The organism is Cupriavidus sp. a3 (assembly GCF_051015765.1).
GTDB lineage: Bacteria > Pseudomonadota > Gammaproteobacteria > Burkholderiales > Burkholderiaceae > Cupriavidus > Cupriavidus oxalaticus_A.
In genome coordinates this window covers 2,634,411-2,655,421 of sequence record NZ_CP170643.1, presented here as the reverse complement: position 1 = coordinate 2,655,421, position 21,011 = coordinate 2,634,411, and the positions used below count along the sequence as shown (strand labels likewise).

General features: G+C 64.3%; 18 protein-coding genes and 1 other annotated feature. Of the genes, 9 read left to right on the top strand and 9 right to left on the bottom strand.

The genetic code is table 11. The features are described from left to right. Positions 1-150 precede the first annotated feature (150 nt). The gene (locus ACAD63_RS12875; RefSeq protein ID WP_133097299.1) at positions 151-591 is read right to left on the bottom strand and encodes a GNAT family N-acetyltransferase; all 441 of its coding nucleotides are present in this window, start codon (positions 589-591) and stop codon (positions 151-153) included. 390 nt (positions 592-981) lie between these two features. On the opposite strand from ACAD63_RS12875, the gene ACAD63_RS12870 reads away from it, so the two are divergent. Genes ACAD63_RS12870 through ACAD63_RS12855 form a run of 4 tightly spaced genes read left to right on the top strand, consistent with a single transcriptional unit; the run spans position 982 to position 7,331 of the window. After that, positions 982-3,306 (top strand): molybdopterin cofactor-binding domain-containing protein, encoded by a 2,325-nt coding sequence (locus ACAD63_RS12870; protein WP_434032778.1) that lies wholly within the window; start codon positions 982-984, stop codon positions 3,304-3,306. Further along, positions 3,275-3,739 (top strand): (2Fe-2S)-binding protein, encoded by a 465-nt coding sequence (locus ACAD63_RS12865; RefSeq protein ID WP_135705225.1) that lies wholly within the window; start codon positions 3,275-3,277, stop codon positions 3,737-3,739. The genes ACAD63_RS12870 and ACAD63_RS12865 overlap by 32 nt, the downstream gene beginning before the upstream one ends. A gap of 59 nt (positions 3,740-3,798) precedes the next feature. Continuing rightward, positions 3,799-5,703, top strand: coding sequence for a preprotein translocase subunit YajC (locus tag ACAD63_RS12860; RefSeq protein ID WP_434032777.1), 1,905 nt, complete (start codon positions 3,799-3,801; stop codon positions 5,701-5,703). Between the two features lie 23 nt (positions 5,704-5,726). Continuing rightward, complete coding sequence (locus ACAD63_RS12855; RefSeq protein ID WP_434032776.1) at positions 5,727-7,331, top strand: GMC oxidoreductase; 1,605 nt, start codon at positions 5,727-5,729, stop codon at positions 7,329-7,331. A gap of 216 nt (positions 7,332-7,547) precedes the next feature. On the opposite strand, the gene ACAD63_RS12850 is transcribed toward ACAD63_RS12855, so the two are convergent. From ACAD63_RS12850 to ACAD63_RS12825, 6 genes are all read right to left on the bottom strand, one after another. Next, on the bottom strand, positions 7,548-8,492 hold the full coding sequence (locus ACAD63_RS12850) for a DUF808 domain-containing protein (RefSeq protein WP_135705227.1): 945 nt from the start codon (positions 8,490-8,492) through the stop codon (positions 7,548-7,550). A 232-nt stretch (positions 8,493-8,724) separates the two neighbouring features. After that, complete coding sequence (locus ACAD63_RS12845) at positions 8,725-9,894, bottom strand: extracellular catalytic domain type 1 short-chain-length polyhydroxyalkanoate depolymerase (protein WP_135705228.1); 1,170 nt, start codon at positions 9,892-9,894, stop codon at positions 8,725-8,727. Positions 9,895-9,960: 66 nt separating this feature from the next. Beyond that, positions 9,961-10,362, bottom strand: a complete 402-nt coding sequence (locus ACAD63_RS12840; protein WP_133097291.1) for a CopG family transcriptional regulator — start codon at positions 10,360-10,362, stop codon at positions 9,961-9,963. Positions 10,363-10,952: 590 nt separating this feature from the next. After that, positions 10,953-11,180: a YMGG-like glycine zipper-containing protein gene (locus ACAD63_RS12835; protein ID WP_133097290.1), complete on the bottom strand. Its 228-nt coding sequence runs from the start codon at positions 11,178-11,180 to the stop codon at positions 10,953-10,955. 9 nt (positions 11,181-11,189) lie between these two features. Continuing rightward, positions 11,190-11,570, bottom strand: coding sequence for a hypothetical protein (locus ACAD63_RS12830; protein ID WP_434032775.1), 381 nt, complete (start codon positions 11,568-11,570; stop codon positions 11,190-11,192). A 155-nt stretch (positions 11,571-11,725) separates the two neighbouring features. Then, a complete protein-coding gene (locus ACAD63_RS12825) occupies positions 11,726-12,088 on the bottom strand; it encodes an EF-hand domain-containing protein (RefSeq protein WP_135705229.1) in 363 nt (120 codons plus the stop codon). 307 nt (positions 12,089-12,395) lie between these two features. Between ACAD63_RS12825 and ACAD63_RS12820 the strand changes: the two genes are divergently transcribed. From ACAD63_RS12820 to ACAD63_RS12810, 3 genes are all read left to right on the top strand, one after another. Further along, the gene (locus ACAD63_RS12820; protein ID WP_133097318.1) at positions 12,396-13,559 is read left to right on the top strand and encodes a porin; all 1,164 of its coding nucleotides are present in this window, start codon (positions 12,396-12,398) and stop codon (positions 13,557-13,559) included. Positions 13,560-13,660: 101 nt separating this feature from the next. Beyond that, complete coding sequence (locus ACAD63_RS12815) at positions 13,661-14,041, top strand: hypothetical protein (RefSeq protein WP_133097288.1); 381 nt, start codon at positions 13,661-13,663, stop codon at positions 14,039-14,041. A gap of 161 nt (positions 14,042-14,202) precedes the next feature. Beyond that, on the top strand, positions 14,203-15,123 hold the full coding sequence (locus tag ACAD63_RS12810) for a lysozyme inhibitor LprI family protein (RefSeq protein ID WP_240745970.1): 921 nt from the start codon (positions 14,203-14,205) through the stop codon (positions 15,121-15,123). 59 nt (positions 15,124-15,182) lie between these two features. Here ACAD63_RS12810 and ACAD63_RS12805 read toward each other — a convergent pair whose 3' ends face one another. Both ACAD63_RS12805 and ACAD63_RS12800 read right to left on the bottom strand, forming a co-directional pair. After that, complete coding sequence (locus ACAD63_RS12805; protein ID WP_434032774.1) at positions 15,183-16,700, bottom strand: amidase; 1,518 nt, start codon at positions 16,698-16,700, stop codon at positions 15,183-15,185. Between the two features lie 60 nt (positions 16,701-16,760). Continuing rightward, entirely contained in the window at positions 16,761-17,756 is a 996-nt protein-coding gene (locus tag ACAD63_RS12800; RefSeq protein ID WP_434032773.1) for a Bug family tripartite tricarboxylate transporter substrate binding protein, read from the bottom strand. Between the two features lie 184 nt (positions 17,757-17,940). Between ACAD63_RS12800 and ACAD63_RS12795 the strand changes: the two genes are divergently transcribed. Both ACAD63_RS12795 and ACAD63_RS12790 read left to right on the top strand, forming a co-directional pair. Then, entirely contained in the window at positions 17,941-18,861 is a 921-nt protein-coding gene (locus ACAD63_RS12795) for a LysR substrate-binding domain-containing protein (protein WP_135705232.1), read from the top strand. 135 nt (positions 18,862-18,996) lie between these two features. Beyond that, the gene (locus ACAD63_RS12790) at positions 18,997-20,235 is read left to right on the top strand and encodes an NAD(P)/FAD-dependent oxidoreductase (RefSeq protein WP_434032772.1); all 1,239 of its coding nucleotides are present in this window, start codon (positions 18,997-18,999) and stop codon (positions 20,233-20,235) included. 601 nt (positions 20,236-20,836) lie between these two features. Continuing rightward, positions 20,837-21,011, top strand: a sequence feature (16S ribosomal RNA rRNA prediction is too short).

The window sequence follows — 21,011 nt, the reverse complement described above, 5'->3', positions numbered from 1 at the left end:
TTGGCTGCCGGGACCGCACGATTACCTCGACCGCAGGATTTGGCGCCGAACTGGAATGGCGCCCGCTGCTGGCCATGACGGCAATGTCGGGCATATCTGCATTATCACCTCGGCGCAAGCCGCAGCCGGCAGGCGGCCGCGCAACAGAGCCTAAAGTTGTCGGCACATATAGTGCGAGCGGGCGCCGAATCGACGGAGAAAATCCATTGACAACTGCATCTCCCGAACAACGGTGTCGGTAGGGGTCAGCGAGAAGCCGTATCGAGCGAAGAAGCCTGGATTCTCGTTGGTTAAAACGGTGGCCTTCGTACAGCCATTGGCCCGCGCTCTCGTCAGGAGCACGCTCACGAGATGGGTGGCGAGTCGGTGCCCGCGATAGCCGGGCAACACTGCAACCGTGTGAACGACGATGGTTTGAGAGCGCTGCTCGCCACAGGCGCAGCCGACAATACTGTCCTCGACGATTGCGACATGGTAAAGCGGAGTCGCATCCCTCGGCTCTGGAAGCGGCAGTCCACACGCTGCCAGCACTTGTCCAACTGCCTCCAGGTCCTCTGCATTCGCAGCACGGAGTCTGGCATTTCTTATCATTCTCGCTTCTCACGTCATGGCACCTCGCCACAACCATAGCCGCCCCTTCGCGACTCTCCGTGAGCAAGTACCCCGAAAACGGAGGACTATGCACGAAAGGGATTCATGGCGCCATCCCCCAAGTGAGCTAAGTCTCAGAGCCAATGAAGCCAGTGCGTGCATTCTCATTCACTCGGAAGTGATTTGATACAACAAAGTCGCGCGACATATCACATCGGACCAGACCCGGTGCCGGCCCCGCGGCGGCGCCACCGGACAGCAGGGCAGGTGTTGCGCGCTAGCGCCACCCACGTGTTCGTATTCGCACTGAAGCACTTCCCGACCTAATATAGGCCATGCCATCGGCGGTACGGGGGGCTTACCGATGATGATCGATCCGCCAGTCTTGCCATGTTGACGCGCAGAGCTTTCCTGCTCGGGGGGGCAGGCGCTGCCGGTGCGCTGGTGATCGGATGGGCCTTGCTGCCGCCGCGCCAGCGCATGGTGGGTGGCGAGCCGCTGGCGGTGCGCGACGGGCAGTTCGCGCTGAACGGCTGGGTCAAGGTGGCGTCCGACAACACCGTCACGGTGGTGATGAACAAGGCCGAGATGGGGCAGGGCGTGCATACCGGCGCGGCGATGCTGCTGGCCGAGGAGATGGAGGCCGACTGGTCGCAGATCCGCGTCGGGCCGTCGCCCATCGACAACCTGTACAACAACATCGAGGGCGTGGTCGCCAACCTGCCGTTCCGCCCCGACAACAATGGCTGGCCCAGGCGCGCCGCGGCATGGTTTACGCGCAAGGGCGTGCGCGAGGTGGGCATGATGTTCACCGGCGGCTCGACCAGCATCCGGGACCTGTGGAATCCGATGCGCGAGGCCGGCGCCGCCGCCCGCATGATGCTGTGCGCGGCAGCGGCGAAGCAGTGGAACGTCAAGGTCGAAGAGTGCCGCGCGCAGGCCGGCAAGGTGGTGCATCCGTCGGGACGCAGTGCCACGTTCGGTGAGCTGGCCGCGGCAGCCGCGCGTGAGGATGTGCCACGCAAGGTCGAGTTGAAGGAGCCAGGCAGCTACAGGCTCATCGGCACCCGCACGGCACGCCTTGATGCCGCTGCCAAGATCAACGGCACCGCGCGCTTCGGCATCGACGTGGTGGCGGACAAGATGGTCTACGCCAGCGTGCAGATGTGTCCGACGCTGGGCGGCAAGCTGCAGGGATCCCCGCCCGATGACGTGAAAAAGCTGCCCGGGGTGCTCGATCTCGTCGAGCTGCCGCCGTTCCCCGGCGGCAGCGGCGGTGTGGCAGTGATTGCCAGCGATGCGTGGATCGCCATGGAGGCGGTGGAAAAGGTCCAGTGCAAGTGGGACGCGGGCGAGGCGGGGAACCTGTCAAGCGCCGGCATCCGCGACACGCTGGTGAAGGCGCTCGATAACTCCAACCCGCGCGTCTGGTACGAGCATGGCGACGGGCGCGCCATGAAGCAGGGCAAGCCCGCCATCCAGGTCGTGTACTCGGCGCCCTATCTCGCTCATGCCGCGCTGGAGCCGGTCAACTGCACGGTCCTGGTACAGGAGGACCACGCCATCGTGTGGGCCGCCACGCAGATGCCCGGGCTGGCCCGCCGCTGCGTGGCAAGGACACTGGGTCTGGACACGGACAAGGTAGAACTGCACGAGCAATCCATCGGGGGCGCATTCGGGCGCCGGCTCGAAGTCGATTTCATCTGCCAGGCGGCCGCCATCGCGGCGAAGCGCAAGGGCGTGCCGGTGCAGACGATCTGGTCGCGCCCCGAGGACATGCGGCATGACTTCTACCGTCCGGCCAGCGTGTCGCGCTTCGAGGCCTGGCTCGACGGGGACCGCAAGGTCATCGCCGTGCGCAATATGTCGGCCAGCCAGTCAGTGCTGGAGAGCACCGCGAAACGCAACTTCGGCCTGCCCGATATCTTCGTGTCACGGCTGGACAAGTCCACCGTGGAGGGCGCTTTCGACCAGGCCTATGACTGGCCGGAGGTGTGGGTGGGGCACCGGACCGTGGATCTCCCCATCCCGGTGGGCTACTGGCGCTCGGTGGGACACTCGCACCACGCCTTCTTTATGGAGAGTTTTGTCGACGAGCTGGCGGTGGCGGCCAGCAAGGACCCGCTCGACTACCGCATGAGCCTGCTCAAGGATGATCGGCAGCGCGCGGTGCTGGAGCAGGCAGGAAAGATGTCTGGCTGGGGTCAGCCTTTGCGCAAGAAGCCTGGCGTGGCAAAGGTGGGGCGCGGGGTGGCGTTGCACGAATCGTTCGGCAGCGTGGTGGCGCAGGTCGCCGAGGTGTCGGTGGACAACGCGGGGCAGGTGCGCGTGGAGCGCGTTTTTTGCGCCATCGATTGCGGCATGCCGGTCAACCCGACCCTGATCGAGCAGCAGGTCGAGGGCGGCATTGTGTTCGGGCTGTCGGCGGCGCTGTGGCAGAAGATCACGCTGGAGCAAGGCAAGGTCAAGGAGGACTACTACACCGCCTTTCCTGCCATGCGCCTGCGGGACTGCCCCGAGATCCAGGTACACGTGATGCCATCGACGGCAACGCCACAGGGCGTGGGCGAGTCCACCACGCCGCCGATCGCGCCGGCGGTGGCGAACGCCTTGTTCAATGCCACCGGCGAGCGCTTGCGCGACCTGCCGCTGCTGAAGACCCTGCCGCCTTCCGGAGCCTGCGATGTCAGACCGTCAGCTCAGTGTCAACGGTAAAAACGTCGAAATCCACGCCGACGGATGCACGCCGCTGTTGTGGGTGCTTCGCTGCGAGCTCAAGCTGACGGGCACCAAGTTCGGGTGCGGCGTGGGCGTGTGCGGCGCCTGCGCGGTGCATGTCGACGGCAAGATGCTGTTGTCGTGCCAGCACCAGGTGAGCGAGATGGAGGGCAAGAAGATCGTCACCATCGAAGGACTTGACGGCCCCGAGCCGAATGCCCTGCGGGCGGCCTGGCAGAAGCACGAGGTCGTGCAGTGTGGCTACTGCCAGAGCGCGCAACTGATGGCGGCGAGCGCGCTGCTCAAGCGCACGCGGAATCCGAAGGAGACGGAGATTGTCGACCAGATGAGCTGCGTGATCTGCCGGTGCGGCACGTATACGCGGATCAGGCGGGCGATTGCGGAAGCGGTGGGGATGCTGACGGGGTGAGGGCACCGACGCGCGCGCCCCGGCCATCAGGCGAGCATTGAAGTCTCAGGGGGAAGGCAATGAAGGATTCGGGGGCCGCGGCGACCGGGCGCGTGGAGCTCTACACGCAACGAACCATGGTGAACTGGCTGAGCCCGCTGCAGCTTCCGTTCACCGCCATGCGCGTTGCCGTGGCGATGGCTGTCGGCGCCTTTGCGGACCAGCGCATGGTGCAGGCCGCGCTCTCCACGCTGAATCCGAATCCGCCGCTGCCGGTACCGGCTGACGAACAGGGCGGTGTCTGGGTCGACTATATGGCAGACACGGGCGACGGCTGGGACTCGACCTACTCCATGGCATTGTGCGTCAGCCACGCGGTGACGCTGCGCGACCAGGGCGTGACGCTGCCGCGCTCAAAGGTGCTGTTGCTGGGTGGCGACCAGGTGTATCCGACGCCTGCCCATGACGGCTATCGGAGCCGCTTCGTCGATCCCTTTCGTGCTGCGTTCCCGGCGCCGGTCGAGGCCACGCGCCCCGCATACAGCGACCAGCCGGTCAAGTTGCCGGATGCGCCGTGGATGATTGCCACGCCTGGCAATCACGACTGGTACGACGGCCTGCGTGGCTTCGCCCGCCTGTTCTGCAGTGGCAAGCCCGTGGGCGGCTGGGAGACACGCCAGCGCACCGGCTATTACGCCTTGCAGTTGCCCGGCGGCTGGTGGATCTGGGGCCTGGACCTGCAACTGGAGTCCGAAATCGACCGGCCGCAGCGCGAGTATTTCCAGAAGTTGTACACGCAGCTGCAGCCCGGCGACCGCGTGGTATTGTGCGCGCCCGAGGCGAGCTGGGTTGACGAGATGGACCGCGTGCGCCGCGGGGAAAAGCGCGCCGTGCCGTCGATCGAAACCAAGACGCCGCGCTTTAGAAGCCTGAGCGAGATCGAGGGCGTGCTGGGCGACCGGCTCGCACTGGTGCTGGCCGGCAACTCGCACCATTACGCGCACTACGTGCCGCGAGCAGGCACGGCGGGGCCGCATCGGATCACCTGTGGAGGCGGCGGCGCGTTTCTTCACGGCACGCATCTGCTGCCGGATCCGCCGCGGCCCATCGTCGTGGGTCCGGCCAGGCAGCACTACGAGCTGAAGTCCGCATATCCGGAAAAGGCGACGTCCCGGCAATTGCGCAATCGCGCGTGGCAACTTCCTGCGCGCAATCTCTCGTTCTGTGCGCTGGTGGCGATCCTGTACCTGCTGTTCGACTGGATCGTCCAAAGCGCGAGCCTGGTACCAGTGCCCGGGCGCGAGCATCGCAACTTCATCCAAGGGCTGGCCGACCTCGAAGTGACATTCGGGAATATGTGCGAGGTGTATCACGAACTGTTCCGGATCATGGCGCACAGTCCGGCGTCAGTGGTGTTCGCCGCGGGCATTGTCTTTTGTTGTGGTGCGCTGTCGACCCGGGATGTCAGGCGCGGCGTCGGGCTGGCCTGGGTTGTCGGCGCCTGCCACGGCCTGCTGCACCTGGCGCTGGCTGTCGCCGTGCTATGGCTCATCACGCGTTTCAACGTCCATGGCTTTAGCGCGCACAATGCGACGCCGATCCTGCTGTTCCTCGTCGAGGCCATGCTGCTGGGCGGTGTCCTCGGCGGCCTGCTGTTTGGCGTGTGGATGGTGATGGGCAACGCGCTGTGGCGCCTGCATCCCGAGGAGGTGTTCTCATCGCAGCGCATCGCCGACTACAAGTGCTTCCTGCGGATGCGGTTCGAGCATGGGCAATTGACGATCTACCCGCTCAAGCTGGAGAAGGTGTGCAGAGACTGGAAGCTGGGCGAGGGCGTCCGCCAGATGACGAAGGTCCGCGGCAGCTGGCGCGTACGCGCCCAGCCCGGCGCAACCGGTCCCCGCTTCGTGCCGGCTGACGGCCAGGTATCGCCGACGGAAGCGGTGCGGATGATTGAGGAGAAGGCAATCATCATCCAGCGGTAAGCATCCCAACGACAGGGGGCGTCATGATGAGCAATACGCTTGCCTACGATGTCGTCGTCATCGGCAGCGGCTTCGGTGGCGCGGTCTCGGCCTGCAGGCTGGCGCAGGCCGGCCGCAAGGTTCTGGTGCTGGAGCGCGGAAGGCGCTGGAGCCCGGCGACTTTCCCGCGCGACGAAAATGATGCCTGGTTGTGGAACCAGGAACGCGCGCACCGCTTCAATGGCTGGGCTGATATCCGGACATTCTCCGACGTATGGGTCATCGCCGGGGCCGGAGTCGGTGGCGGCTCGCTGATCTACGCCAACGTCTCGGTGGAAGCCAGGCCGGAAGCGTTCGAGCACGGCTGGCCGAAAGAGGTGACCTATGCCGGCCTGCAGGCCCACTATGCGGAGGTAGGACGCATGCTCGCCGTGAGCGAAGTGCCGGACATGCAGGAGAGCGAGCGAACCAGGCTGCTGCGCGAGGGGGCGCAAGCATGCGGATGGGGCGGGCGCTTTCGCAAGCTGCCGCTGGCCGTGACGTTTTCCGAGCATTGGGACCCCACACGGCAAGACGCCCGCGATGACCGGCATTCGGTGAAATTCCTGAACCAGCACGGCAGGTGGCAGGGCACTTGCGTGCATTGCGGCAACTGCGACGTCGGGTGCCAGGTATCGGCCAGGAATACGCTGGACCTGAATTACCTGGCAGTGGCTGAAGACAACGGTGCCGAGATTCGTCCCTTGCACCTGATCGACAGGCTGGAGCCGCTGCAGCAGGGCTGGCGGGTGCGCTTCAGGAAAATCGACCCGGAAGGACAGACGACGAGCCCTGGCGAAGTCACGGCCGCCAGGGTAATACTGGCCGCCGGTTCCATCGGCAGCACCGAACTACTGTTGCGCTGCCGGGATGAACATCGCACGCTGCCCGGGCTTTCACCGCGGTTGGGATATGGCTGGGCCCACAATGGCGACTTCGTGACGCCAGCCTTCTATGGCAACAGGAAGATTTCTCCTGCTCATGGCGTAACCATCTCCGCCGCGATCGACCTGCTGGACCACAGCGGCCCGAACGGGCAGGCGCTTTTCGTCGAGGATGGCGGCATCCCGAACCTCGCAGGCAACTTTATTCGGCGCCATATGAAGCGAACCCGTTCCCGCAAGCTGCGCGCGGTGTGGAGGGACGTCGGCGGACTGTTTGACGACGGCGATCCGGTCGAGCGGATGATGCCCTGGTTCGGGCAAGGCGTGGACCCTGGCGATGGCCAGCTGAGGCTAGGCCGCAGGTGGTACGCGCCGTGGCGCCGGGTGCTGCGTCTCGACTGGTCCTATCAGTCATCGGTGGCCGTCATCGAGGCCATGATTGCAGCGCATAAGCGGCTCTCGGAAGCGACCGGCGGAGACCCCTGGGTGCCGCTCACCTGGCGGCGGTGGCATAACCTGATCACACCGCACCCGCTGGGCGGCTGCAATATGGGTACCTCCGCTGCCGACGGTGTCGTCGATGCAGCGGGCCGGGTCTTTGGCTACAAGGGACTCTATGTCATGGACGGTGCGATCGTCCCGCGCCCGCTCGGCCTGAACCCTTCGCGCACCATCGCTGCGCTCGCGGAGCGTAATGTGGCGATGCTCTTGCGCGAGCAAGATTGATGCGGGGGCCGGGCCATAGTTGACCACAGTGTAGACCTTGTGACCATTTCTACGCGCACATTCAAGCGCATGTTCGGCGTGCTTGCCGGCGGGGTCAGCGTCCAGCGCGTCTAGGCGAACGTTAGCCGTTTCGGGACGCCAGTGTGCCGGCACCGACGACGGGCGGCCTGAAGAGATGCGCCGGGGGCAGTGGCCAGAAGTATCCGCCGTACCCGCCTAGCGTCCCGACGGGCGCAATGCTCGCATCCCGGCCTTCACCACGGTCACCGCCGCCAGCACCAGCGCACCGGCGACGATGCCGGCAACGCCGTCCAGCACCAACGGGGCCAGCACCGACAGGACACCGCCGATCGCCGGCACGCCTGCCGCCACCTGTGCCGCCGCGTCCAGCACGTGGTGCATCGCCGGGATGCCGTGCATCAGGATGCCGCCGCCCACCAGGAACATCGCCGCCGTTCCGGCCAGCGACAAGGCTTTCATCAGCCAGGGTGCAAGCCGCAGCAAACCTCGGCCCAGCCAGCGGAAGCCGGCCGACGGGCGCCGGCTCAGGTACAGGCCCGCGTCATCGAGCTTCACGATGCCGGCCACCAGGCCATAGACGCCGACCGTCATGATGGCCGCGATCGCGCACAACACCGCCAGCCGCTGGCCGAAAGGTGCGTCGGCGACGGTGCCTAGCGAAATGACGATGATTTCGGCCGAAAGTATGAAGTCCGTGCGGATCGCACCCTTGATTTTCTCTTTCTCGAATGCCACCACGTCGACCGCTGGATTCGACATGACATGAACTTCACGGGCGTGATGTGCCGCGTCCTCCGCATCGCTATGCAAGAACCGGTGTGCCAGTTTTTCAAAGCCTTCATAGCAAAGAAACGCGCCGCCCACCATCAGCAGCGGCACGACGGCCCACGGCAACCAGGTGCTGATGGCCAGCGCCGCGGGGACCAGGATCACTTTGTTGCGAAGCGACCCCAGCGCGACGGCCCAGACCACCGGCAATTCCCGATCCGCCTTGACGCCGCTGACCTGCTGCGCATTGAGCGCCAGGTCGTCGCCCAGCACCCCTGCGGTTTTTTTCGCCGCCACTTTGCTCATCGCGGCGACATCGTCAAGGATGGTTGCGATGTCGTCGATCAGTACCAGCAAGCTCGAACCGGCCATGTCAGGACCTCCGCGCGCGGCAATGGCCTCGCGCATGCAGGCAATATGTCATTGTTCATGCTCCTCGATGTCGTCCCTGACCAAGCAGGTTCCGTACCGCTTATGCCGGCAGCTCGTTGACAGCGGCTCAGCCGTCCATGCCCCGCGCAGTAAAGGCTACACGAGCGACTGGCCCCGCTGTTCTTGGTGTTGCAACCGTGATTCGCTCAGGCTTGCGCGGGACTGCGCCGGCTCAGCCCGGCAGCGGATTTGCGAGAAAGAACCGCAGCATTTCCGCACTGGCATCCGGACCCTTCGGATCGGTATAGCTGCCCTGGGGGCTTCCGCCCGCCCAGGCGTGCCCGGCGCCATGGATGATCCAGTATTCAACATTGACGCCAGCGGGCGTGGTGATTCTGTGCCGCGTGTAGTCATGGCCCCCGGCGACGTTCCTGCGTTCCGTCAGCTGGCGCGCGTGATCGCTCTTGAACGGCGCAACAAGACGGTCGCCGTTGGACGGATGCACCGTATGGTCCGCATCGCCGTGGAACACAATGATGGGCCGCCCGGTGGAGGCGGGCGGCACCGCGCCTGACCTGGACCGGCCGAGCCCTTTGCCACCCTTCATCGCGCCCAGCGCCGAAGGCAAGTCGTGCGCGGACCCGGCGGGCAGGCCGGAATGCACGCCGGCCGCTGCAAACAATTCCGGATAGCGCTGGATCAGCACCGCGGCCATCGCGCCGCCGGCGGACAGGCCGGCAACGTAGACGCGCCTTGCGTCGATGCCGTGGCTGGCGATCACCTCGCGCGCCATGCCAGCAATGATCGACGGCTCTCCCTTGCCGGCCTGCTGGTCGCCGGGCCGGAACCAGTTCCAGCATTTCGACGGATTGTCCCCGGCGGCCTGGATCGGATACAGCACCACAAAGCCGAGCATGTCGGCAAGGGCGTTCATCTGGGTGCCGGCCGCGAAATCGTCGGCATCCTGCGTGCAACCGTGCAGCATCACGACCAGCGGCATCGGCTCGACACGACGGCCAGCGGGAACATAAAGCTTGTACGCGCGGGATCCCGCCCGGTTCACGAACGTGCGCTGGCTGAAATGGCTGACATCCTGCGGGGACGCTTGTTTGCCGTCGGGGCGTAGCGAGTGGGTGCCGCGCGCAGATGCCGGGGGCGCTGCGTTGGCGGCGCTGCCGGCGACATCGGCCGGGCGGGCCTGCGCGCGGGCATCGGTGAGCAGGCGTTCGACCACCTGTGCGGGCATGGGAGCGGAGGGGGAGGCCGGAGCGACCGCCGCGCCCATCGACGCTTGCTCGCGCAGTGCACGCTGGATAGCCTCGGTGGCCTCAAGCGGACCCGCCGTCTGCAGCAAGTGCATGGCTTCTCGCATCGAAGCGAGGAAGGCGTCATTCATTTTCATACTTGTTTCCAGGCAAACCTGGCGAGCCAGGGCGCGGCGACATTGCCGCGGTGCTACCGCGCAGTACTACCGTATTCGCCCGGCGAGCGCGGCCTTGACTGCCGCGGGGGCATGAAAGGCGCCGAGCACCACGACCGACTCAATCGTTGCCAGCGCCAGTTCCGGACTGACATCCGAGGCAATGCTCGCCAGGCCAAGGACATGGATGTCGAGCTTCTCGTTGGCCGCGCGCGCCGCCTCCAGGTCGCGGCGGGTGAAATGCTGGAGCCCGAGGACAAGGGCCCGGCGCGTCACCGTTTCCTGTATGGCCTGAGCGTGCGTCGCCAATTGGTTGCGAATGGCGGTCCGGATCAGGTCAGTGCGATTCGAATAAAAGCCTTCTTCGACCAGCAGGTCGATCTGCCCCAGGTCCACCGGGCCGAGATTGATCGTGATTTTTTCCGTGTCACCGGGCTTTGGTTTGTTCATCGGGTTTGTTGTTGCCTATAGGCGCCGGAATATGTGTCATTTGCGGCACAAAAGCTAGCGAACCATCCGAGCACCATCCGTATACCATCCATATGGATGGTTAATTTATAAAGGCTGGGAGAAAGCAGGTCAAGGGGTGACCTGAAAGATTGCCCATCCATCGCGGCAACTGGCGCTTCGGCTCCACGTCGTGCGCTGCAGGCAGCGGGGGCACAGCACGCGATACCACGCGGGCGGTCAGGCGTCGGCGGGAGACGTTGGCACGGCCGGCGGATCGCCGCTTACCAGTTGCGATCGGTTTATCGAACTAGTGCCAGGCACGCCAGGAGCGCGCCAAGCATTGGATCGACGGCATGCCAAGTGCCATTCGCATAATGGAGACAGAAAGGAGCGGCATGACCAGCGCGGACAACCGCGGACAACAACAGCCGGGGGCGGCTGAGGTCATTTCGCTTCCACGAGCTTGAGGCAGTAATGGTTCGACGGCAGCGCGCGAAGGCGTTGTTCTGGCTGGCGAATTCCCTCGCGCTGTACCTTGCGTTTCGTGAACCGGGCGTGTCAGCAGTTATGCAGCAGGCGGCAGGGCACTATCACTGCTGCTGCTTGCCTCCTTTGATGTTGCCCGCTACGCCGCCGGCCACGGCGCCGATCGCCGCGCCAGTCCAGCCGCTTCCTCCCGCGATGGCCGCGATGCCTGCACCGGCCGCGGCGCCGAGGGCAGCACCGCTCACGGTGCCTTGCTGCTGCGGTGTCATATTCGTGCATCCGGCAGCGCCGGCAACGACCAATGCAACGCCAATCAGATTGAGTCTTTTCATGGTGTCACCTTACTTCTTGCCCTGCAGGCCGGGAACAACCATTTCGAACCAGATCGTTTCAATGACCGGCCGCTGCAACTGGTCGGGATGTGCCGCGTACCAGCGATCCAGGCCCTGGCGCACTGAGTCGAGCGAATGGCCTCTGAGCCCTTTCGCAAAGCGCGGAACAATGCTCGCGGAGTCAGGCGGCGGCTTGCCCTCGTGATAAGCGATATCCACCTGCACCAGGTTGGCAATGCCTACGAGGTAGGCCTTTTTTGTCTGTTCGGAGGAATCCGTCCACTGCTTGCCGGTGATCAGCGGCACTTCATCGGCGCGGGAGCTGGTGGCCAGGGACAACGTCATAAGTGTCGCAGCAGTCACTGCGATTCGGATGAGCGATCTCGCCATTGCGGTCTCCCTCAGCGGTTGCGGTTGCCTTGCGGGTCCGATGCGCTTTTTATCTTAGTATCGATCCGGTCATGCGGGACCACTGTGGGCGGGAGATACGGCCCGAATTCTCCCGCTCCGTCATCCTATGCGCCTAAAAAGAAGCTGTAGCGCTTTCAGTTCCAGATCGGATCTTCCTTCTGCATCTGGTCCTTGGTTTTTTTCATCCAGTAGGCACCGATCTGGCGCTCAGTGACATAACCCTGTTTTTTTACGTCGATCTTGTCGAAGTTTTCGTAGACCTTTGGCATACCCGCCTGAGCTTCGTCACGAGTCAGCTTGCCATTATGGTTGGCATCGGCCGCCTTGAAGCGCTCGGCAATCAAGGCCTTGGCCTGGGCCGTAGTCGGAGGCGCTGCCGGAACTTCGGATGGCGCCGCCGCCGGTTGGGATCCCGAGGCCGGCTGGGCGGCCGCTCCTATCGAAGTCAGTGCCATCAGGACTGCGAAACCAAATGCGGGAAATTTGCATACGGACATGTCGCTCTCCTCGATACGTTATGTGTTTGGATTTAAGACACCAAAACGACTTCTGATCAAACTCCGGTGAGCCTTGGCTCACCAGCATTCTAGGCGCTCCGCACGGAGAGCGCTTTGCTCGCGACTGTTGCAATCGGCCGACACTGTTTTTCCGTTTCGAGCGTAACCAGTCATCGGATGTTGGCGGAGAACGAACTGCGCTCCTATGCTCGAACAGATTGCCTGGCAGACATGCTGCAAGGTCAGCCATGCAACGAACGAAGCCGTGGTTGAACCACCAAGAGAAAAGAACGAGAGGAGAGCGGGCATGGCACTGAAAAGAATAGCCCTGGCGTCACTGCTGGGATGGCCGCTGGCAACCCTTGCGCAGTCAAGCGTCACGCTGTACGGCGTGATCGACGCCAACGTGGAATACGTCAACCACGCGGGCGTCGTGCCGACAGCCGCCAACGGATTTAATCCGGGACCGGGCAACGATGCTTACCGACTGACTTCGGGAGGGCTTTCCGGCTCCCGCTGGGGCCTGCGTGGCAACGAGGACCTGGGTGGCGGTATCAAGGCCATTTTTGTGCTGGAAAGCGGCTTCGGCATCGACAACGGCTTGTCGCAGCAAAGCGGCCGTCTGTTCGGCCGCCAGGCGTACGTCGGCGTCCAAAGCAACCGTTTCGGCCAGATCAGCCTTGGCCGGCAATACACCTCGATGTTCGAGGCCCTGGCCAACTTCTCTCCGACCGCCTATGCCACGCAGTATGAGCCGGTCGTCATGCAGTCCGGCCCCAACTACCGCGCGGACAACACCGTCAAGTACTCCGGCAAGTTCGGGGGACTGACGGCGCTGGCGCATTGGTCCTTCGGCGTCGGGGTCGCCTTGCCCGCCTCGGTAGGATTTCCCATTCCGATCGGCGGCAATGGGGAAGTCCCGGGGCAGTTCCGACGCGACACCGCCTATGGCGGGGCGCTGGCTTACACGTTCGGCCCGTTCGCAGCGACAGCCGGCTATGACCAGTGGAATCCCACCATCGGCACCGGCACCGGCACCGTCAAGAAGGCGGTGGTAGGCGCCAGCTATGCCTTAGGCCCGGCCAAGATCATGGGCGGCTACCGTTGGGGCCAGAACAGGAATGCGGCCGATGCCCTGATCCAGCGCGATGACTTCTACTGGATCGGCGCCAACTACCAGGTCACGCCGGCGCTCGCGCTCACGCTCGAGTACAACTACGACGATCTCAAGAACCTTTACGGCAACACGAGCGTGGCCAATCCGTGGCAGGTCTCCTTCGTGGCCGACTACTCGTTGTCCAAGCGTACCGATGTCTACGTGACCACTGCCTATGCCAAGAACGCCGGGCTGATGCTCGATTCACTGGCGACCGTCTTTGCCAACAGTCTGTCGCTGGGTAACAGCTATGTCCTGGGCAACGGGCAGAGCAACATGTTTGGCATTGCCTTGGGAGTCCGGCACAAATTCTGAGCCGCCTCGCAATCATCGCCTTGTTCCTGCACTCGCGCTGAAACATTCCGGAGGGCCACGTGTTAATCCAAAGAACCATCCTTTCTGCCTGCGTGGTGACCATGCTGGTTTCCGCATGCTCGACCACGCCCATACCGGCGAGTAAGGCAGCGCCAGCACCTTCAGAAAGACTTAGCGGATTGCAAACGCCGCCACCCGGCGAGTTTGCCACGCTGGTCGTGACCCGCGATGAGGGGTTCTACGGCAGCGCGTGCGATGCCGTCCTCTCGGTTGACGGGAAGGAAGTGGGCCGACTCAAATCCGGTGAGGTCGCCCGGTTCTACGCCAAACCGGGGCCGATCATTCTTGGCGCCCAGACTTCGGCAATGTGTCTCGGTGGCTTGAAGGAGAGGGAGGTAAGGCTCACTCCGGCTTCGACGGTCCGCTATCGCATTTCCATCGATTCGAGTGGCGGCCTGGATCTGTCCCCAACCGCATTCTGATTGCAAGGTCTTCGCCACGCCGGGCGGACTATCGACCCGTTGGCGCCGTTCGAGCTTCACTGCCTCGACGGCGCCTGTCCGGCCAATGGTGATCCCCGCAGACGCCGTATCCTCCATGCGCAGGTTCGAAGCTATGCTCCTTACATCCTGAGGAGACATGCATGCGCAGCACTGAGCACCCCGCAGCCAGATGCGCGGCGCCGCGAAGCCTGAGACAACAGGCGCTGTTATGGTTTGGTTTCACTGTGCTCATGTTTCCCGGCGTGGTGCTGGGGATGGACTTCAAGATCTACCACCAGCCGCAAATCAATCTGAGAATGGTGATCGGGGAGGGAACCATTCAGGACGGTGATGCAAGGAAGTTCCAGGCGGTCGCCCGTATGGCCGACCGCGATAAGGAGGGACTTGTCATCCTTGTTCTGAATAGTCCGGGCGGAAATGTCGAGGCCGCTTTCCGGGTTGTCGACGCAATGGATAAGGTTGGCGTCTATACAACAGTTCCAGACAACGCCAGGTGCGCGTCCGCTTGTGCCTCGATCCTGTTCGCTTCAGGCGAGCGCCGAAGTGTCGTTGGCACCGGGCTGCTCGGCTTTCACAGTTGCTACCGGCGCGGCGGTGGCCACAGCTACGCCGCGGACTCGCTTTGCAACGAAATCATCGCGGCAAACGCAATGCAAAGGGGAGTCAGCCACGCAGCCATCAATCGCTTCGTCAGGCATTATGGTGCGAGAGACATGGCATGGGTCGGGCGCGACGTCGCTTGCAAGTCATTGGAAGGTCTGTGCAGGCCTGGCCTGCTCGAAGCTCGATACGATACGAAGGCTGCGCTGATGCACAGCCTTGATTGCAGCAAGCTCATATCCGTTCAAGCGCAACTTATTTGCGGGGATACAGAACTTACCCGGGTCGATAAGACCTTGGCAGGAATCTATGACCGGAAGCTGAAAGCATCGGCTGACAAGAGGCGCTTACGGGAGGATCAACGCGCATGGCTGCGTAATTCTCGCAACAAGTGTAGCGATAAGGCTTGCCTGCTACGCAGCTATCACCTGCGCATCGATGAACTGAAGCGGATTCGATAGGTGGCGCCCCGGGCCTGCCAATAAGACAGGCGGGCTTTGCTCCATATCATTCGCCTGGCTCAAACCGCAGAGACGCCGCCGCCTTGCTGCGCGGCTCCAGCCGACGGCGGCGCCGTGACAATCGAGCGCAGCGCCGGCTGGGCGGGTTTCAGCGATGCCAGATCCGGCACCGGACGGCGCAACGCGGGCGACGTCGCGAACGCCGCTTCCATGGCCCGCGCTGCCGACAACGTTTGCAGGTCGCCGTGGAAGCGGCCGGTGACCTGCAGGCCGAACGGCATGCCGGCGTCGTCGGTGCCGCAGGGCAGCGCGATTGCCGGGTGCGTGGTCAGGGTCACGACATAGGTCAGCGCCAGCCAACGGTAATAGTTCACCTGCTTCTCGCCGTTGATGGTGTCGGCATACAGGTTAGTCCAGGCGAACGGCGACACGGGTGTGGTCGGCGACAGGATCAGGTCGTATTCCTGGTAGGCCCGCTGGAAGCGCTGCAGGATGCGGTTCTGCTCGGCCTGCGCCCACGCACTGTCGGCCAGCGACATCTTTGCGCCCATTTCATAGTTGGCGCGGGTGTTAGGCCCGAGCGCCGCGGGGTCGCGCTGGTAAGCGTCGTGCAGGCCGGCGACGAAGCTCTCGGCACGCAGCACGTCGAAGCAGCGGTGCACATCGCCAAGGTCGAAACTGACTTCATCGCAGCGCGCGAACAGGTGGCGCATCGCCGCGATCTTCGTGCGGAACACGCGACGGATGCCGTCATCGACCGCGCAGCTGCCGAAGTCTTCAGTCCAGCCCACACGCAACGTCGACAGGTCGACCGGTGGCGGCGACAGGTATGCATCGGCGTCCACCGCGTAGCTCAGCGGATCGGTCACCGACACCCCGGCGGAGGCCGCCAGCTGCAGGCAGGTGTCGGCGACGGTGCGTCCCATCGGTCCTACCACCGAGATCGGCGTCCAGCCCAGCAGCTTGCGTGAGTTGGGTACGATGCCGGGCGAAGGGCGGAATCCGACCACGCCGCACTTGGCCGCGGGAATGCGCAGCGAGCCGCCGGTGTCGGAGCCGGTGCAGACCGGCAGCAGGTCCGCAGCCAGCGCCGCCGCTGAGCCGCCTGACGATCCGCCGGCATTGAGGTTCGGGTTGAACGGATTGCCGGTCGCGCCCCAGACCGCGTTGCGCGAATTCGCGCCGGCGCCCATCTCCGGAATGTTGGTCTTGCCCACCACGATGGCGCCGGCCGCACGCAGGCGCGCCACCAGCACGTTGTCCTCGGCCGGGACATGGTTGCGGAACAGCGGCGAGCCATAGGTGGTCAGCAGCCCCTGCGTCGCCTCCAGGTCCTTGACCCCGAGCGGCAGCCCATGCAGCAGGCCGAGCGGTTCGTTGCGCAGCACCGCCTGTTCGGCGTTGCGCGCTTCCTGGCCGGCGCGCTCGAAGCAGGTGGCGGTGATGGCGTTGATCAGAGGGTTGTAGGCCTCGATGCGCGCGATGCACGCTTCGAGCAGTTCGACCGGCGAGATTTCCCTGGTACCGATCAGGCGGCGCAGTTCGACCGCGGTCAGTGAGGTCAGCGATGTTTGCATCGGTTGCTTGACGGTGGCTTGACGGTGGAATGTGGCTACTGTGGCGCGGTGCCAGGAAGGTCAGTCGAGCCTGATGTTGGCCCGCTGCGCGATCGCGCGCATCTGCGGGATCTCCTTGTCGATCATGGCGGCGACCTGCTTGCCGGGCGCGAACGACGGCTCGATGCCGCTGTCCGCCAGTTGGCTGCGTGTGGCCGGATCGGCGATGGTGTCGGCCAGCGCCTTCTCCAGCTTCGCCCGGACGTCTTCCGGCAGGCCGCGCGGCCCGACCAACGCGATCCAGGTACTGGTATCCATGCCGGGGTAGCCGCTTTCCGCCACGGTCGGCACATTGGGCAGCAGCGTCGAGCGCTTCGCCGTCGTGACCGCGATGGCCTTGATCTTGCCGGACTTCAGTTGCGGGATCGCCGCCGCGACGGTATCGACGCTGAATGGGATCTGGCCCCCGATCAGGTCGGTCATCGCCGGCGCGCTGCCCTTGTACGGGACATGCAGCAGCTTCGTGCCGGTGAGGTTCAGCAGTTCCTCGCCGGCGAAGTGCGCGGTGGTGCCGGCGCCGAACGAGCCGTACGAGTACTTGCCGGGCTGCGCCTTGACTGCGCTGACGAACTCCTTGAGGTTGTTGACCGGCACGTCGCGGTTGGCCAGCAGCACCAGGCCAGTCGAGCCGATCAGGCCGATCGGCTCGAAGTTCTTTTGCGGGTCATACGGCAGCCTGGCGTAGACCGAGGGGTTGACGGTGAATGTGGTACCCGAGGTGGCCATCAGCGTGTAGCCGTCCGGTGCCGACTTGGCCACATAGCTCGCCGCGACCACGGTGCCGGCGCCAGGCCGGTTCTCGACCACCACGGTCTGGCCCAGCCGTTCGCCAAGCTTGCGCGCGATCGTGCGCCCGACGAGGTCGGTGGCACCACCGGGCGGGAAGGGCAGGACAAGCTGGATCGGCTTCGACGGATACCCGCCCTGGGCCCCAGCCGGAGCGGGCGCCAGCACGGCGGCGGCAGCCAGGCTGCAGGCGGACAGGAACAAGTGCGGGCGGTGAGCGGTGGATCGCATGAAGAGGCTCCGGCAGGTAGGACTCGATGCAGTGCGGTGGAAGGGCTGTGACCGCGTTGAACCCATCGTACGACCGATCCGACTCGGAATCGTGGCAATGTTTCGAAAGCTTGATTGCCAAAACGGCAATCCATAGAATGGACCCTGGTCGGCGGATGCCGATCGCCCCCCGCAATATCCGCTCATGTCCTACCGCATCCTGCAAGAAACCGCTGTCCGCTACTTCCTTGAAGTCGTGCGCACCGGCTCGGTCAAGGACGCCGCGCTCAAGCTCAACGTGGCGCCGTCGGCGGTGAGCCGGCAGATCGCCAAGCTGGAAAGCGAAATGGATACGCTGCTGTTCGACCGGCGCGCCCGCGGCCTCGTCCCCAACGCTGCGGGAGAGCTGCTCGCCGCACACGCCAAGCGCGCCCAGCAGGAGATCGATCGCGTCACCGCCGATATCCAGGCGCTGCGCGGCCTGCGCGTCGGCCAGGTGCGCCTGGCAAGTGTGGAGGGTATTGCGCACGACTTCATCCCGGAACTGGCCGCCAGCTTCCGCGAAAAGTATGGTGGGATCCGCTTCGACCTCCACGTCTGCCCTCAGGGCGACATCGCCCGCCGCATCCGGGACGGCGAGGCGGACATCGGCATCACGCTGAGCGGGTTGCCCGAGCTCGATATCGAAGTGGAACTGCGCCATCCGGCGCCGGTGCTCGCCATCATGGCGCCGGACCATCCGCTTGCCGGCCAGCGCCAGGTATCGCTGTCCCAGGTCATCGGCTATCCGCTGGCGCTGCCGCCGAAGGAAAGCTCGCTGCGGCAGCTGCTCGACACCAGTTGCAGCCGGCAGGGGTTGAGCTACCAGACCGTCTTTTCCAGCAACAACCTGGATTCGCTGGTCGGCTTTACGACGGCGGGTGGTGGCGTCGTTGCTTTCTATGGCGAGCTGTCGGTCCGGCAACGGCTGGCGCAAGGCAGCATTGCCGCGGTACCGTTGCGCGACCGCGAAATGAACGAGCGCTATATCGAGATCCAGACGCTAGCCCGCCGCAACCTGCCGCCGGCGGGGCGCGCCTTCGTGCAGCACCTGGCCGAGGCGATCGCGCGCATGTCCAGCGCTTGATTGCCGGATCGGCAACCAAGGATTCCAATAATTGCCTGCGGCCGATATTCCGCAGCGTCCGCGCCCAATGCAGAATCGGGCTTTGGATACCCGGATCACAAAACCTGCCGTGCCCCAGGCACCGCATCGGACATCATGACAAAGGACATCGTAGTACTCGGCGCCGGCATGGTCGGCGTCTGCACGGCACTGGCGCTGCGCCAGCGCGGCCATGCAGTCGTGCTGGTCGATCGGCGCGAGCCGGGCAGGGAAACGTCTTATGGCAACGCCGGCATCATCCAGCGTGAAGCAGTGCAGCCCTACGCCTTTCCGCGCGAGTGGGCGGCCGTGCTGCGCGTGGTGGCCCGGCAGGGTAACGATGTCCACTACCACCCAGGCGCGCTCGCCAGCCTGCTGCCGCCGCTGGCGCGCTACTGGCGCGAATCGGCACCCGACCGCTATGCCGGCACCATCGCGGCCTACAGCGCGCTGATCCGCCATTGCCTGACCGAGCACGAACGCCTCATTGCGCTGGCCGGCGCCGAGGACCTCGTGCGCAAGTCAGGATGGCTGCAGGGCTATCGCAGCGCCGCAGCCTTCGACGACGCCGCGCGTGCCGCGACGGAAGTCGGGCAGCAGCACGGGCTTGACTACCGGATCCTGGACCGGGCCGGCATTACCGCAACCGACCCGGCGTGGTGCGGGCCGTTGGCCGGCGCGATCCACTGGCGCGATCCCTGGACCATTGCGGATCCCGGCGAGCTGGTCAGCCGCTATGCCACGCTGTACTCGCAGGCCGGTGGCATCGTGCGCCGCGGCGACGCGATGACGCTAAGGCAGGCGGGAAGCGGCTGGACCGTGACGACGGACGAGGGCCCGGTCAACGCCGCCCACGCTGTCGTTACCCTGGGGCCGTGGGCCTCGGCGCTGACCCGGCCGCTCGGCTACCGCTTCCCGCTGTTCGTCAAGCGTGGCTACCACCGCCACTATGCGGTCGAATCCATGCCGAGCCTGCCGCTGCTGGATGTCGAGAACGGGTTCCTCCTGGCGCCGATGAAGCGTGGGCTGCGCCTGACCACCGGCGCCGAGTTTGCCCATCACGATGCGGCGCCGACGCCGGTGCAGCTGCGCAATGCCGAGCGCCACGCGCGTGAACTCGTACGGATGGGCGCGCCGGTCGAGGACACGCCCTGGCTGGGCGCCCGGCCTTGCGTCGCCGACATGCGGCCGATCGTCGGGCAGGCGCCGCGCCATCCCGGCCTGTGGTTCAACTTCGGGCATGGGCATCAGGGTTTTACGCTGGGCCCCGTCACGGCCCGGCTGCTGGCCGAGTTGATGGACGGCGAGCAGCCGTGGGTCGACGCCTCGCCTTACGACCCCGTGCGCTTTGGCTGACCTCCCGAAGTTAGCCAGTCGTATGGACCGGCAACTTGCAAGTGCCGAGTAATGCTCTCTCAGATTATTTTCGAAAAAGCTTGCCAGCCAGGGTACGGGGCCATTAATATTCGCCCCCCGTTCGCAAGGCACCGCGCAACGGGGGAGGAAAAAGACCTGCGAGGCTTCGCTCAAAAGAGCACGCCTTGCAGAATTAAAAAATTTCTCGAAAATGATTGATTGATCGACGAAATTTCTTTATAGTCTCGCTCCTTCGCTGCTGACAAAGCAGCGACGCGACAAGCAAAGCGAATCGCGCAAGTTCTTTAACAAACAAACACCGATAAGTGTGGGCGCTTGATAACGGATGCGAAAGACTTCGGTCTTTTAGCTTACAAGTTATACAGTGCTCGCACAGCAAAACGTGACTGGGTCTTCGGATCTGGTCAGTCAGTTTTCTGAGAGTGAGCGACCGCTCGAAAGAGCGAGGGTCTTCGGACCCACACAGAGATTGAACTGAAGAGTTTGATCCTGGCTCAGATTGAACGCTGGCGGCATGCCTTACACATGCAAGTCGAACGGCAGCACGGGCTTCGGCCTGGTGGCGAGTGGCGAACGGGTGAGTAATACATCGGAACGTGCCCTGTAGTGGGGGATAACTAGTCGAAAGATTAGCTAATACCGCATACGACCTGAGGGTGAAAGCGGGGGACCGGTAACGGCCTCGCGCTACAGGAGCGGCCGATGTCTGATTAGCTAGTTGGTGGGGTAAGAGCCTACCAAGGCGACGATCAGTA

Coding starts and splice junctions, on each gene's coding strand:
- ACAD63_RS12875 (WP_133097299.1), bottom strand. CDS start 591: ATGATAAGAAATGCCAGACTCCGTGCTGCGAATGCAGAGGACCTGGAG.
- ACAD63_RS12870 (WP_434032778.1), top strand. CDS start 982: ATGTTGACGCGCAGAGCTTTCCTGCTCGGGGGGGCAGGCGCTGCCGGT.
- ACAD63_RS12865 (WP_135705225.1), top strand. CDS start 3,275: ATGTCAGACCGTCAGCTCAGTGTCAACGGTAAAAACGTCGAAATCCAC.
- ACAD63_RS12860 (WP_434032777.1), top strand. CDS start 3,799: ATGAAGGATTCGGGGGCCGCGGCGACCGGGCGCGTGGAGCTCTACACG.
- ACAD63_RS12855 (WP_434032776.1), top strand. CDS start 5,727: ATGATGAGCAATACGCTTGCCTACGATGTCGTCGTCATCGGCAGCGGC.
- ACAD63_RS12850 (WP_135705227.1), bottom strand. CDS start 8,492: ATGGCCGGTTCGAGCTTGCTGGTACTGATCGACGACATCGCAACCATC.
- ACAD63_RS12845 (WP_135705228.1), bottom strand. CDS start 9,894: ATGAAAATGAATGACGCCTTCCTCGCTTCGATGCGAGAAGCCATGCAC.
- ACAD63_RS12840 (WP_133097291.1), bottom strand. CDS start 10,362: ATGAACAAACCAAAGCCCGGTGACACGGAAAAAATCACGATCAATCTC.
- ACAD63_RS12835 (WP_133097290.1), bottom strand. CDS start 11,180: ATGAAAAGACTCAATCTGATTGGCGTTGCATTGGTCGTTGCCGGCGCT.
- ACAD63_RS12830 (WP_434032775.1), bottom strand. CDS start 11,570: ATGGCGAGATCGCTCATCCGAATCGCAGTGACTGCTGCGACACTTATG.
- ACAD63_RS12825 (WP_135705229.1), bottom strand. CDS start 12,088: ATGTCCGTATGCAAATTTCCCGCATTTGGTTTCGCAGTCCTGATGGCA.
- ACAD63_RS12820 (WP_133097318.1), top strand. CDS start 12,396: ATGGCACTGAAAAGAATAGCCCTGGCGTCACTGCTGGGATGGCCGCTG.
- ACAD63_RS12815 (WP_133097288.1), top strand. CDS start 13,661: ATGCTGGTTTCCGCATGCTCGACCACGCCCATACCGGCGAGTAAGGCA.
- ACAD63_RS12810 (WP_240745970.1), top strand. CDS start 14,203: ATGCGCAGCACTGAGCACCCCGCAGCCAGATGCGCGGCGCCGCGAAGC.
- ACAD63_RS12805 (WP_434032774.1), bottom strand. CDS start 16,700: ATGCAAACATCGCTGACCTCACTGACCGCGGTCGAACTGCGCCGCCTG.
- ACAD63_RS12800 (WP_434032773.1), bottom strand. CDS start 17,756: ATGCGATCCACCGCTCACCGCCCGCACTTGTTCCTGTCCGCCTGCAGC.
- ACAD63_RS12795 (WP_135705232.1), top strand. CDS start 17,941: ATGTCCTACCGCATCCTGCAAGAAACCGCTGTCCGCTACTTCCTTGAA.
- ACAD63_RS12790 (WP_434032772.1), top strand. CDS start 18,997: ATGACAAAGGACATCGTAGTACTCGGCGCCGGCATGGTCGGCGTCTGC.